Source organism: Salegentibacter echinorum (assembly GCF_900129445.1).
In the GTDB taxonomy this organism is placed as follows: Bacteria; Bacteroidota; Bacteroidia; order Flavobacteriales; family Flavobacteriaceae; genus Salegentibacter; species Salegentibacter echinorum.
The window spans coordinates 1-14,466 of record NZ_FQVT01000021.1; the positions used below are offsets into that span (position 1 = coordinate 1).

The 14,466-nt window shown below is 38.7% G+C and carries 9 protein-coding genes and 1 pseudogene; 9 read left to right on the forward strand and 1 reads right to left on the reverse strand.

The genetic code is table 11. The annotated features are described in order from the left end of the window. From BUA71_RS18050 to BUA71_RS16230, 9 genes and pseudogenes are all read left to right on the forward strand, one after another. A pseudogene (locus BUA71_RS18050) lies at positions 1-121 on the forward strand (IS110 family transposase); the annotation flags it as partial. A gap of 330 nt (positions 122-451) precedes the next feature. After that, on the forward strand, positions 452-2,005 hold the full coding sequence (locus BUA71_RS16195; RefSeq protein ID WP_072881656.1) for a glycosyltransferase family 2 protein: 1,554 nt from the start codon (positions 452-454) through the stop codon (positions 2,003-2,005). A gap of 365 nt (positions 2,006-2,370) precedes the next feature. Further along, the gene (locus BUA71_RS16200) at positions 2,371-3,360 is read left to right on the forward strand and encodes a glycosyltransferase family 2 protein (protein ID WP_072881657.1); all 990 of its coding nucleotides are present in this window, start codon (positions 2,371-2,373) and stop codon (positions 3,358-3,360) included. Positions 3,361-3,547: 187 nt separating this feature from the next. Next, the gene (locus BUA71_RS16205) at positions 3,548-6,004 is read left to right on the forward strand and encodes a glycosyltransferase family 4 protein (protein ID WP_072881658.1); all 2,457 of its coding nucleotides are present in this window, start codon (positions 3,548-3,550) and stop codon (positions 6,002-6,004) included. Beyond that, positions 5,997-7,361, forward strand: a complete 1,365-nt coding sequence (locus BUA71_RS16210) for an O-antigen ligase family protein (protein ID WP_072881659.1) — start codon at positions 5,997-5,999, stop codon at positions 7,359-7,361. Before BUA71_RS16205 ends, BUA71_RS16210 begins: the two co-directional genes overlap by 8 nt. After that, positions 7,318-8,334 carry a glycosyltransferase family 4 protein gene (locus BUA71_RS16215; RefSeq protein WP_072881660.1) on the forward strand — a complete coding sequence of 339 codons (1,017 nt, stop codon included), beginning with the start codon at positions 7,318-7,320 and terminating at the stop codon, positions 8,332-8,334. The genes BUA71_RS16210 and BUA71_RS16215 overlap by 44 nt, the downstream gene beginning before the upstream one ends. Further along, complete coding sequence (locus tag BUA71_RS16220; protein ID WP_072881661.1) at positions 8,331-9,350, forward strand: glycosyltransferase family 4 protein; 1,020 nt, start codon at positions 8,331-8,333, stop codon at positions 9,348-9,350. Before BUA71_RS16215 ends, BUA71_RS16220 begins: the two co-directional genes overlap by 4 nt. A gap of 333 nt (positions 9,351-9,683) precedes the next feature. Further along, positions 9,684-11,390, forward strand: a complete 1,707-nt coding sequence (locus tag BUA71_RS16225) for a DUF885 domain-containing protein (protein ID WP_072881662.1) — start codon at positions 9,684-9,686, stop codon at positions 11,388-11,390. A gap of 113 nt (positions 11,391-11,503) precedes the next feature. Then, a complete protein-coding gene (locus tag BUA71_RS16230) occupies positions 11,504-12,085 on the forward strand; it encodes a PhnA domain-containing protein (protein ID WP_072881663.1) in 582 nt (193 codons plus the stop codon). A 96-nt stretch (positions 12,086-12,181) separates the two neighbouring features. Here the strand turns inward: BUA71_RS16230 and BUA71_RS16235 are convergent, their stop codons facing one another. Then, on the reverse strand, positions 12,182-14,230 hold the full coding sequence (locus BUA71_RS16235; protein ID WP_072881664.1) for a dipeptidyl-peptidase 3 family protein: 2,049 nt from the start codon (positions 14,228-14,230) through the stop codon (positions 12,182-12,184). Positions 14,231-14,466: the final 236 nt, after the last annotated feature.

The window sequence follows — 14,466 nt, forward strand, 5'->3', positions numbered from 1 at the left end:
AGAACAGAATAAAGAAAAAATGAGTACCATCAATGTTATCAGAAATAAGTTGTTGGCACGGATTTTCGCCGTTGTAAAACGCGGTACACCTTATGTTGATACAATGAGATATGCAGCCTGAAATCATGAAAATTTAACAAAAAAGACTTGTTATAACCATAGAATACGGGAGAGGAATCTCTTGTATGTAGTGAAGATTCTTCGTTCCGCAAGCTCCGCTCTGAATGACAACCGTATTGTCATTCCAACGCACTGTCATTCCGACGAAAGGAGGAATCCCATTGATGCGTTAAAGATTCTTCGTTCCGCGCGCTCCACTCTGAATGACAGGACAATCGAAATATCAGCATTAGACTAAGACAAAAAACACTTTGAATACGATAAAAACCTTCTAAACTCAAACCAACCATACAAAAGCAATTTATATTACATTTGCCCAAAGCCCCGACTTTTGAAAATTTTAATTCATAAAAATTCAGAAATTCCTATCAAAGTGCTTTCTAGCAATGCTGAAAAAGTGGAATTGGAGCAAAAGACCTGCACAGAAGCTTTTTGGGAGCTGGCAGAAAAGTATCCAAATGAGATTATTGGCTGGTGTGAGCTTAATTTTGAGCCGAAAATCACCTTGGAGCAATGGCAAAATATATTTCACCGGGATTTAATTATGGCTTCTTACGCGGTAAAAACCACATTTTTATCGGAAAGTATTGGCTTTGTAGATCAGTTGCCTTTTGTTAACGTAAACCGGAAAGTAAAATTTGCTACCTGGCAAATGAGTGCCGATATTGGCGGAATTACCGGAAAAACCCTGCTTCAATTTAAGAAACGCTTCGGCCACCTCAAGGATTTTGAAACCTTGACCAATTCGGTTGCAAAATTAGGACAGCAAAACGGTTTGTTTTGCTATTCGGCTCCCAGCTTAATTAAAAACGTCGGGAAAATTGACAAACCAACTGAAGTAAAAAGCAATGCTTCCACGGCAAGGCTCTTTAAATTTGTTGCTGCACATTACAAAAAGCAACGTTTGTTCCTGCTTTTTTTCTGCTTTTTATATTTTAAAAAATCATTCCCAATTATAGCTTTATTAAGAGCGTTTTTTCAAAAAAGCCATTTTAAAGCTTCGATAGATTTGGTAAAGGTTGAGGCGAACCTGGCGAAACCAAAAACAGGAACTGAAACCATAGATGTGATAATCCCTACGCTTGACCGTAGGGATTACCTATTGCAAGTGTTCGAAGATTTAGAAAATCAGACCCACCGGCCTAAAAAAGTGATTGTAATTGAGCAAAATCCGGAAAAAAATTCTTCTTCTGAATTACCGGAATTGCAAAATAAATCCTGGCCTTTTGAGGTGGTACATCACTTTATTCATAAAACAGGGGCCTGTAACGCACGCAATTTGGCTTTGGATGAAGTGAATGCTGATTGGGTGTTTTTTGCAGATGATGATAATAAAATGGAAAATGACATTTTAGAACGATCATTAGACGAACTTAAAAAATATCAATTAGATATGCTAAGTCTGAATTATCTTCAAGAAGGCGAAAAATTAGTGTTCGGTAAACTAAAGCAATGGGGCACATTTGGAGCCGGAAATAGTATAGTTCGTGGAAAATTTGCATCAAAAATACGGTTCGATACTGCTTTTGAAAACGGTTATGGCGAAGATAAAGATTATGGAATGCAGTTGCGCCTGGTGGGCTGTGATATTATTTATCATCCCGGTTTGGAAATCCTGCATTTAAAAGCACCACGCGGCGGATTTAGGCAAACAGCTTTACCGGCCTGGGAAAATGATCAGCCAAAACCAGCCCCAACTCTAATGTTGTATGCACAAAAATATTACACCACAGAACAGTTTTTAGGCTTTAAAACCGAACTATTTTTACGGTATTACTTCAAACAGGATATTAAAAATCCGTTTAAATATTTAAAATCGATGAAAAAGAGGTGGAGATCGAGTGAGGCCTGGGCAAGGAAACTTAGAAACGGAGTGAATTTTTAATAGTTTAATCAAGCTATTCCTGTTATAAGTTGTCATTCCAACACACTGTCATTTCGACGAAAGAGGAATCTCTGTTGGGTGTGTGGGATTCTTCGCTCTGCTCTGAATGACAGCAGAATGTCATTCCGTCCCGGGCATTCAGGAGAGGAATCTCATTGGTGCAGTTCAGATTCTTCGTTCCGCAGGCTCCACTCAGAATGACAACCGTATTGTCATTCCGACGAAGGAGGAATCTCATTTTAGATGGTGAAGATACTTCAATTCGGATAATGTAGTGCCATCCAACTACAGCCAGTCCTGTGTAAATATAGTCCGATTTATTTAGTCTCCTAAACTTCCCGATCAAAACCCTATCTTTGTTTCCGATGAAATTCAGCTTAATTATTTGCACCTATCAAAGACCGCAAGCCTTACTAAAGTTGTTAAATTCTGTTTTACAGCAGTATCTTTATCCCGATGAGGTATTGATTATTGACGGCTCTAAAGATGATTTGACCAAAAATGCGGTCGAAAAATTTAGCCTCAGAAATGGCAAATATTTTAAGGTGTCGGAAAGCGAACGCGGACTTACAAAACAACGTAATTCTGGAATAGCTAAATCGGCGAAAGATATAGATATTATTTGCTTTTTGGATGATGATACGGTTTTAGAGCCGAATTATTTTGAAAACCTGATAGCTACTTATAAAGATTTTCCGAATGCCGTTGGGGTGGGTGGTTATATTAAAAATGAAGTGGAATGGCGAAGAAGCAAAGAACCCGTTAAGTTTGATGAATTCAAAATGGATGGCTGGGTACGAAAATTGGGTTCCAGGAATTTATTGCGAAAAAGATTAAACCTCTTAAGTGACCAACCGCCGGGAATAATGCCGGGCTTTTCCCACGGACTCTCCATTAATTTTTTACCGCCTTCCGGAAAAACCTATCCGGTTGAATTTTTTATGGGGGGAGTGGCTTCTTATAAAAGAGAACTTTTAGAGCAGCTAAGTTTCTCAAATTATTTTGAAGGCTACGGACTTTATGAAGACATGGATTTTTGCTTGCGGGCTTCCAGAAAAGGGCAATTATATGTGAATACTGCAGCACAATTAAAGCACGAACACGATGAGTCTGGGCGTCCCAATCGGTTTAAATATGGTAAAATGGTTTTAAGAAACGGCTGGTATGTTTGGCGAATAAAATACCCTAAGCCTTCTTTTAAAAATCGGTTGAAATGGCATGGTACCGCATTTTTGCTAACTTTAGTGCGGCTGGGAAACAGCCTGAATTCTGCAGAAAGAGAGCAGGCTTTTAGCGAAACTCTGGGCAGGATTGCAGGTTGGTGGAGTCTAATATTGAACAAACCAAAAATTTAATAAAACCATCGTAAAATCATTCATAACCTTTGAAATTAATTATAACCAATAGCCTTTAAGCAAAATCACAACCAAAATTTTTATAAAATGAAACCAGCATGATGCTGGACGCAAATAAATAGTAATCACAGGGAGATAATTATACGCCTGTGATTAATGCCCAAATTGGGATTAATAATATGAGAAGATGAAAATCGCGGTAATCACCCATACCCTGCATAGCCGGCAGCAGCATAAATTGTATGCTTATGCGCCCTATGTTCGGGAAATGAATTACTGGTTTTCAGGATTTGAAGAGGTGCGTGTTGTGGCACCGGTAATTCCCAAAGCTAAAAACAACCTGCCATTAGAGTATAAAAAATCTGGAATCCAGTTAGAAGAAGTACCGGCCTTTTCCTTGCTTTCGTTTTCAAACATTCTAAGAACATTCTTTTTATTGCCATTTATATTTTATAAGGTGTTTCGGGCGATGCAATGGGGAGATCATGTGCATTTGCGGTGTCCCGGGAATATGGGTTTAATTGGTTGTCTTGTTCAGGTTTTTTTTCCGAAGAAACCTAAAACCGTAAAATATGCCGGAAATTGGGATCCGGAAGCACAACAACCTTTTACATACAAACTTCAAAAGAAAATTTTAAGCAATACTTTTTTAAGTCGGAATATTAGAGTGTTGGTTTATGGAGAATGGCCGGGGCAATCTAAAAATATACTGCCTTTTTTTACAGCCAGCTTTTCGGAAGCTGAAAAACCGGTTGTTGAAAAAGAATTTAATAAACCTTTTAAATTTCTTTTTGTGGGCAGCCTGGTGGCGGGGAAAAGACCAAAACTGGCCATTCAATTAATAGAAAAATTAATAACAAAAAAGGTTCTGGTAAAATTAGAAATATACGGCGACGGTGTTTTACGAAAAGAACTGGAAGAATATGTAGTATCTAAAAACCTGGAGCCATTCGTTATTTTCTTCGGAAATAAGAAATTGGAAACAGTAAAAGAAGCCTATAAAAAAGCCCATTTTCTAATACTGGCTTCCAAAAGCGAAGGTTGGCCAAAAGCCGTGGCTGAAGCCATGTTTTTTGGATGTATTCCTATCGTCACGTCCGTAAGTTGTGTGCCGTGGATGTTAGGAGCCCCTTCAGTCTCCAAAGAGGAAACCAATATAGTTACTCTTGCAGAGAGAGGAATCATTATCGGTTCAAAGTTTAAGGTTCAAGGTTCAAGGTTCAAAGTTCAAAGTTCCGGGTTTGAGGGGGCAAAATTGTTGGATCAACTTGTTCAGGATGTTGAGGCTTTAACAATAGATGCAGAAAGGAAGAAAGAAATGTCTAAAGCCGCGCAGCAATGGAGTCAGCAATATACACTGGAGAGGTTTGAAAAAGGGATTAGGGAAATCTTGGGAAAACAACCCCAAAATCCAAACCAAACGGCAAACACCAAACGGCCTACTGAAAATCAACAACCGTTAACAGGCAAGAGATTGCCACGCTCCTTCGTCGCTCGCAATGACACGACCCATAATCCACAACCCACAAGTGAGAACAGACATCCGATTACCCGAAACCCCAAACAGTTACGCGTACTACAATTAATAGACAGCCTGCGCCCGGGCGGAGCTGAGCGTTTAACGGTAGACCTTGCCAATGGCCTGGCTGGAAAAGTAGGATTTTCGGCGGTTTGTGCCAGTAGGATAGAGGGTGGTTTTAAAAAAGATTTAAAAAAGGAAGTCGGCTATATTTTTCTCAATAAGAAATCCAGTGTTGATATGGGTGCTATTTTTCGATTAAAAAAATACATCAAAACTAACAAAATAGAACTGCTGCACGCGCACGGTACTTCAGTTTTTATGGGATGTATCCAAAAAATACTTAATCCAAAACTAAAGTTGATTTGGCATGATCATTATGGAAACCGGATTGACAATGAAAATTTCACAGCATTTTTATTAAAAATCTGTTCCTTGTTTTTTGACGGGATAATATGTGTGAATAAGGAATTGTTGAGTTGGAGTAAGGAGCAATTATTTTCAAAGAAACTTCGGTATATTCCTAATTTTGTGTCTGCAAAATATCATTGTAAAAGATCCAACCTTAATGTAAATCAAAAAATTACTATTGTTCAGCTGGCGAACCTCAAAACCCCTAAAAATCACTTAGTTTCTTTAAAGGCTTTTAAAATTATTGTAGGGAGAACACCTGATTGTCAGTTAGTTTTGGTTGGAAAGGGCTACAATGATGTTTATTCCGAAGAAATAAAACGATATATTCAACGAGAAAATTTACAGGATAAAGTATTTTTAAAAGGTCAACAAACTGAATTAAAATCATATCTTAAAGACGCTCATATAGGAATATTATCATCAGATTCAGAGGGGTTGCCAATAAGTCTTTTGGAGTACGGCCTGGCGGGGCTTCCGGTGGTATGCACAAATGTTGGGGATTGTGAAAAAGTAGTTGGAGAATTCGGAAAATTAGTGCCAAAAAATGACCCTAAAGCCCTGGCGGCAGCGATCCTTTCATATTTGGATAACCCCGAGATGATGAAGACCGATGCTGAAAAATTTCAGCAACAAGTCATCGATAATTATTCAGAAGAAGTTGTACTTTCAAAATTCTTAGACTTTTATAATGAAATTTCGCTGAATGCATAAATCGGGTAGCGGGCATATTAATCAATATTTTAAACTTTTGTTAATCCATATTGGGTTAGCTTTTGCCGTATATCTGTACAGGCCAATTTCACCATTCCTGTTGCTGGGCAGCCTTACCTATTTTCTGTTTATTACCATAAATAATGAGAACAGGAATAACGAAGCCTTGATGGCTGCCGCCTATATGGCCGGGGCCGAGGTGTTTTTTAGAATGACCGACGGGATGACATTCTACGAAACCGGGAAATATAGTGTGATCTTATTTCTGCTCATTGGGATGTTTTTTAAAGGCACTTCTTCGAGAACAGCGCCTTTTTGGATCTATCTTCTCATTTTGGTCCCAGGGATTTTGGTTGCTTCTTTCACGTTAAGTTATGATATAGAATTTAGAAAAGCCATAGCTTTTAACCTAAGCGGTCCCGTTTGTTTGGGAATTTCGGCCCTGTATTGCTATTATAAAAAGATAAAAAATGAAGATTTTCAAAAGGTCTTGCTTATGTTGTTAATGCCCTTGCTTACCGCGATGTTCTACCTGTTTCTGTACACGCCAAGTTTAAGGGATTCTTTAATAAATGTAGCAGCAAATTATGCAGCTACCGGTGGCTATGGTCCCAATCAAATCGCTACTATTTTTGGCATGGGAGCCTTTATTTTGTGCACACGTTTATTCACTGTAAAACATTTTGTCACCAATTTAGTAGATATAGTATTGCTGGGAATGATGGGCTATCGCGCGGTGGTCACTTTTTCCCGGGGCGGGGTTTTCACGGGGCTTATATGTGTAGCGGCTTTTCTGCTTTTCTTTTATTATAAACAGGGTAGGAGGGAACGAACCAAAATTAATTTTAAGATGGTCGTGCTGGGAATTTCCATCGTTCTTATTTGGATGTTTTCCAGTATTCAAACTTCGGGGTTAATTCTAAATCGCTATACTAATCGTGATGCTGCAGGAAGGTTAAAGGACGATATCACAACCGGTAGAAGTGAGTTGATAAGTAATGAATTGCTCGCCTTTTATAATCATCCTGTTATTGGAATAGGCGTGGGAAAGGGGAAAGAATATCGGGAAGAAAAGCTGGGGGAAGTCGCGGCGACTCATAATGAAGTGACACGTTTACTTTCCGAACACGGACTTTTAGGACTTCTCGCAATTATAATCCTTATAGTAGTACCGCTAATTTTCTGGACAAAGTTTAAGAACAATTATTATTTTTTGGCGTTCTTAGCATTTTGGTTTTTAACCATAAATCACTCGGCTATGCGAATAGCCCTGCCGGGTTTCATATATGGTCTGGCCTTATTATATATAGTAGATGACAAAAAGTATCCTGTACATAGGAAACGACTTACAGATTAACAGCTTTACGGCTACCTACATTTCGTTTTTCAGCAAAATGTTGCGCAAAGAGGGCTATAAAGTAAAGACAGCTTCTACCCAAAATAATAAAGCTTTACGATTAATAGAGATGCTTGGTCTTATTTTACGTTATCGAAAGACTACAGATGTAGTGCTTATCGATACCTATGGTGCTGTTAATTTCTACTATGCCTACCTCGTTGCGAAAACCTGCCAGGCCTGTAATTTGGAGTATATTCCTATTCTGCACGGTGGGAACCTGCCCGAAAGGCTTAAATCGTCTAAAAAGTATAGCAAAAATCTCTTCGGAAAGGCAAAAGTAAATATTGCTCCTTCTAAATTTCTTTATGAAGTATTTAAAAACGAAGGTTTTCACAATGTTCAAATTGTACCTAATGCGATACAAATGAAGCATTATCCGTTTAAAGAAAGAAAGGAATTTCGCCCGAGGTTATTATGGGTGCGCAGGTTTCAAAAACGCTATAACCCGGTGATGGCTTTAGACGTTTTATTATTGCTGAAAAAATATTATCCCAGCGCCCAATTATGTATGGTAGGACCAGAAAAAGACGGTAGCATGCAAACCTGCCGAAAATTTGCTGCGAAAAATAAACTGAATGTGAAATTTACCGGGAAATTAAAGAAAAAAGAGTGGGCAGAACTGGCTGCAGATTACGATTTTTTTATCAACACCACAACAATAGATAACACTCCAATTAGCGTGATAGAAGCAATGAGCCTTGGTCTTGGTGTAGTTTCTACCAATGTGGGCGGCATTCCGGTTTTAATTAAGCACAATGAGGAAGGCGTTTTAGTACCTGTAAACAATGCCGCGGCGATGGCACAAAAAATTGCCGAATTAGTTGGAAATCCTGAAAAAACACAAAGCCTGGTGAAAAATGCTCGTAAAAAAGTAGAAGGTTTTTCCTGGGAAGAAGTAAAGACCGACTGGGATAAGGTGTTGAACTCATGAAAAACCTGTTGTATATAGGGAACCAATTAGATGCGCGTGGTGGCGCGCCAACTTCTATAGATATCTTAGCACCGCTTCTAGAAAAAGAAGGTTTCAACGTAAAGGCAACTTCTGGAAAGAGAAATAAGCTTTTACGTTTGCTGGAAATGCTGTGGTATATTTTTAAATACAGAAATTGGGCAAATTGTGTTCTGATAGATACCTACAGCACGCAAAATTTCTGGTATGCGGTTGCTTGCGCCCGGTTATGCCGCATAAATCGTTTGGCATATTTCTTAATTCTTCACGGTGGAAACCTCCCTATGAGGTTAAAAAAGAATCCGCGGATATCGGCAAATATATTTAAGCAAGCTAAATTGAATATTGCGCCTTCAGCTTACCTCTTTGAAGAATTTCAGCAAGCTAGATTTCGAAATTTAAAATATATCCCAAATTTTATATTCGTAGAGAACTATTCCTTTAAAAAGCGAAAAAATCTACGGCCTAAATTACTTTGGGTTCGTGCTTTCGATGCAATTTACAACCCTATTTTGGCGATAAAGGTTTTAGGGGAATTATTAAAGGAATATCCCAAAGCTGAACTCTGTATGGTTGGGCCTCAAAAAGACCACACGTATAAAGAATGTGTGGATTATGCCAAAGAACATAAGCTTCCGGTTAAGTTTACCGGGAAATTAGTGAAACGGGAATGGTTAGAACTTTCAGCAGATTATGATATTTTCCTGAATACTACTAACATCGATAACACCCCCGTAAGCATCGTGGAAGCCATGGCGCTGGGATTGCCAATTGTTTCTACAAAAGTTGGTGGTATTCCTTATTTGCTTCAGCATAAAAAGTCGGCTTTTTTAGTACCACCGACCGATCCAAAAGCTATGTTAACAGCGGTAAAGAAACTTCTAAAAGATTCGGTTTCAGCAAAAGAAATTTCTAAAAACGCTCGTAATAAAGCTGAAACTTTAGACTGGGAAAATGTCAAAAAGGAATGGAAAACAGTGCTTAGTTCGGGGTGTTGAGTTGCGGGTTGCGTTCTGTGGTAAGCATCAGTGCGAGCGACGAAGGAGCGCGGCAATCTTTTACTGTTTTTGTTGCTGTTCGGTGTTTGTTGTTGGTGTTGTGATTGCCAACTGAATACTGCGACTGCAACCCAGTTCTCTGTTGTGCGTTATGGGTTCTCAGTTGGACAAATTGTCAAACTGTGTCATTGCGAGGACGAAGGACGTGGCAATCTCTTATTGGTTGTGGAAACTGTTTGGTGTTTGTAGCTTATTGTGGAATGTGTGTCAGAGCTTAAACCTTGAACCTTGAACCTTGAATTTATTATATCTTTACACCTAAATTGAGTTTATATGAGATCTAATTTTATTTTCGTTTTAAGTCTTTTTGTTTTTTCAACCTTTTATGCGCAGGAAGCTTCAGAAAAGCTGGATGGGATTATTGAAGAGTATGAAGGACATAAATCTTATGATAAGGAGGAATTCCCCCTCGGTTTGTACACTCAGGCTTACTATAAACAGGAAGCTGAATTTGCCAAAAAACAGTTGGAAAAGCTCAATACTATAGATGATAAGGCTTTAAGCGAAACTGAAAAGATTTCTTTGGAAATGCTCAAGTTTAAGCTTCAGGAAACAGTTGATTTCTATAAGTATGAAGCTTATTTGAATCCGTTATTATCAGATTCGGGTTTTCATTTAAGCCTTGCTTACCAGGTGCGCGATTTAAATAATTATGAACAGGTAAAAGCATATTTGAATAAACTGAATGCCATTCCTGCTTATGTAGATCAGCATTTAGTGCTGCTTCGGGAAGGATTGGAAAAGGGAATCACGCAACCCCGGGTGATTTTTGATGGTTATGAATCTACCTATAACGACCAAATTGTGGAAGATTCAAAAGAAAGTTATTATTACGAGCCTTTTAAACAGCTTCCGAAGAATTTATCTGCGGAACAAAAAGACTCGGTTTTAGTGGCTGCGGAGGAGGCAATTGCTAAAAATGTGGTTCCACAGTTTAAACGGGTTAAGGATTTTTTCGAAAATGAATACCTGCCTAACACGAGAAAGAGTTTGGGAGTTTCAGAAATTCCTAATGGGAGGAATTACTACCAAAACAGGTTGGATTATTACACAACTTTAGAGTTAAGTGCGAAAGAAATTCACGAGATAGGCCTGGAGGAGGTTGCCCGAATAAATTCTGAAATGAAAAAGATTATTGCTGAAGTTGGTTTTGAAGGAACTTTTGAAGAGTTTATTCATTTTTTAAGGACAGATGAACAGTTTTATTCAAAAACCGGGGAAGAATTATTAAAAGAAGCGCGGGATATTGCGAAACGAATTGACGCAAAATTGCCGGCTTATTTTAAAACCCTGCCGAGAAAACCTTACGGAGTAGCAAAAGTACCCGATGCCATTGCGCCAAAATATACCACCGGAAGATATATTGGTGCTTCCAATGAAACTCAACCCGGTTATTATTGGGTGAATACCTATAACTTACCAAATAGGCCTTTGTATGTTTTGCCATCGTTAACCGCGCACGAAGCCGTGCCGGGACATCATTTGCAGAATGCTTTAAATGCAGAGCTTGGGGATAGCATTCCAAATTTCCGAAGAAATATGTATTTATCGGCTTATGGCGAAGGTTGGGGGTTGTATTCTGAATTCCTGGCTGAAGATATGGGAATTTATACCACGCCTTATGAACTTTTTGGTAAACTAACTTACGAGCAATGGCGCGCCTGTCGCCTGGTAATCGACACCGGGATTCACGCGATGGGCTGGACCCGGGAACAGGCTGTAGATTACTTTGAAAAAAATACGGCACTTTCTATGCATAATATTAATACTGAAGTAGATCGTTATATTTCCTGGCCTGGCCAGGCTGTTTCCTATAAAATTGGAGAGATTAAAATTAGGGAATTGCGAAAAAAAGCCGAAGACGCCCTGGGAAGCGATTTTGATATCAGGGAGTTTCACGAGGTGATTTTAGAACAAGGCGTGGTTACACTGCCAATTTTGGAACAAAGAGTGAATAAGTTTATAAATAATGCGGAATAATTAGACGCAAAAGAATTAGTAGCTAGCATAGCCTGAAAATAAAAATAAGTCTCATGTTTGCTTGAGAAAGTAAGGGGATTAAAAGCTTATCTTCGCAGCTTTAAATATGGATTATGAGTTTAGAAAAAGAATTAATGCAACGCAGCGATAGTCTTTGCGAGCTCTGTGGGAATCAGGAAAATTTAGGTGTTTATAAAATAGCCGACTTTCCTCGTAAGGATTTAGATGCCAGTTTTATGTGCTGCGAAACCTGTAGAGAACAAATAGAAAATCCGGAAAAGGTAGAGGTGAACCACTGGCGCTGTCTCAATGATAGTATGTGGAGTACTGTGCCCGCCGTGCAGGTTACCGCTTTTCAAATGTTGACCAGGCTTAAAGATGAGGGTTGGCCCCAGGATTTACTGGATATGATGTATATGGAAGATGATCTAAAATCTTTTGCCAAAACACAGATTTTTACTAAGGAACATAATTCTCCCGAAATTACTCATAAAGATAGTAACGGTGCTGTAATAGAGGCTGGGGATACTGTTGTGTTAATTAAAGATCTTAATGTAAAGGGCAGTAGCCTTACTGCCAAACGCGGAACTGCGGTACGCAGGGTTTCTCTTGTACACGATAACCCCGAACAAATTGAAGGAAAGGTAGAAGGCCAGCAGATCGTGATTTTAACAAAATTTGTAAAGAAAGTTTAAGTAACATTTTTTGATTAACAGAGACTTTCTTAAAAGAAGACCTCACAGTTTTGAAAACATGTGAGGTCTTACAGCATTCTAGCAATCGAGACTAAATTAATTAGTTCCCGCGTCTTCCTTTAGGAAACTGTGATTTTTAGCATAATCCAGCATTTGCTCTTCAAAGCTTTTAGGATGTGTAACCTTAATGGCCTTAATTTTTCCGTCGTCATCAGTTTCAGTAACAAGCACAGGATTTACAAATCCGCTATAAGGCGCAGCATTAAACTGCTCGTTTCTTTTAAGCACTTCTTTATGTACTTCCTGATCTACTTTTACACCATAATTTTCTACCAGGTTTTTAGCTGCTTCATAATCCCCTTCAGACTTAATTCTTTGGGTTTCACGAAGTAATTCTCCAAATAGGTCGTGAAGTTTTTCATAGTCTTTAATATCGTAATAGGTTTTGCCGTCCTTTTGAACTTTTTCTATTACATTTTCTTCTTTTCCTCTTTCAATTACCCAGGAGCTAACCCACATTCTATTTCGCATATGAGCTTCTTCAATATCATCACCCTGGTTGATTCTCACCAATTGGGTAAGCATCCCATTTCTTATGTAATCGTTGTAAGCGGCTTTACCTAATTTTTTATGATCATCTGTAAGGCCTAATTCCTCCAATTTTGGATCCATTAAGTAATACAATCCCACTAAATCGGCACGGCCTTCTTCCATAGTGGAGGCATAGCTTTTAAGGGTTTCTTTGGTTTCTCCAACTCCGGGATTAATTTTTCCAGAAGCATGACCCACAACTTCGTGCAGTGCGGTATGTAATTTATCGGCTTGTTCGCCATATTTTTTACTTAGCTCAATTTCTTCATCGTCGTGTGAAAATTCTTCCAGCTTTTCTGTTCCGCCCGCTTTGCTATAGGCTTCAATAATATTCCCCAGGGAAACCGATTTACTGCCGTGTTGCTGTCTAATCCAGTTTGCATTGGGAAGGTTAACGCCAATTGGTGTACTAGGTGAAGCGTCTCCAGCTTCTCCGGCCACATTTACGGTTTTATAAGTTACCCCAACAACATTCTCTTTCTTATGCTCATCCATAATAGGAGCGTTATCTTCAAACCATTGTACGTTGTTTTCTAAAACCTGCATCTTTTGGGACATATCAAAATCTTTGATTTGAACGATACTTTCATAAGAGCCGCGGTACCCCATAGGGTCATTATAAACCTCAATAAAACCGTTAATGTAATCGATGTCCCCTTCGGTTGCTTCTACCCAGGCTACATTATAATCGTCCCAGGTTTTAAGGTCCCCGGTTTTATAATACTCAATTAAAAGTCCCAGCGCTTTGGCTTGTTGCTCATTTTCTGCAACCTCTTTAGCTTTTTCCAACCATTTTACAATTTCTGAAATTGCATCACCATACAGTCCGTCAATTTTATAAACCTCTTCTTTTAGTTGACCGTTTTCTTTTACCAATTTAGAATTTAATCCGTAAGAAAGTGGTTTTTTAGGGTTTGGGGATTTCTTTTTCGAGTAGAAAGATTCCACATCTGCCGCGGTCACATCTTCGCCGTAGAAGTTTGTCGCAGATCCTTTAACCAATCCATCGGCTTCTTTTAGGTTTACTTTTTTGGCGTCTTTATCATTAAAAATCACTTCCAGGGGTTCCCCGCTTAGTTCGGTATTCGTCGCCGAAAGTATTTCTTCTAAATAAGCTTTGTCAAAATCGGGCTTCATTTTATCGTTGGAATAATGGTGATGAATTCCATTAGAAAACCAAAGACGCTTTAAATAGGTTTCGAAAGCCTTCCAATCCTCAGAATCTTTGTCCCCATCATAATTGGTATAAACATTCTCCAGGGCTTTTCTAATAGTAAGGTTGTGCCTATAATTCTGTGCCCAGATAATATCCCTGCCGGCAAGTCCTGCCTGAGTGAGATAATAAACTAACTCCTGCTTTTTAAGATCGAGATTGTCCCAGCCGGGGATCTCGTATTCCAGGATTTTAATATCGGCAAACGCATCTACCTGTGAACTTGTGGTGTCGGTAGTTTTAGTTTGTTTTTCTGCCGTTTGTTTGTCTTTTTCCTGATTTTCACAGGAGGTAAAAATAGTTGCCAGACTAAGCAACAAAATTCCAAATTTATATTTCATTATATTAGTGTTTTGAGCTGGCAAAGTTAATAATAATCCTGCTGAAGTTTAATTGAACAGAGAATAATAAAAAATTGCTCTATATTTATTATTGCGTGTTGCGAATTTTTTAAACAAACTATTGCATTTTGCATTAGCACATCAACCCATCGACACATTACCTTATTAATAGGGTTAAAGTTCACTCGCTGATTAATTTGACTGCCCACTGCCTACTGAGCACTGAGACTGGCTAC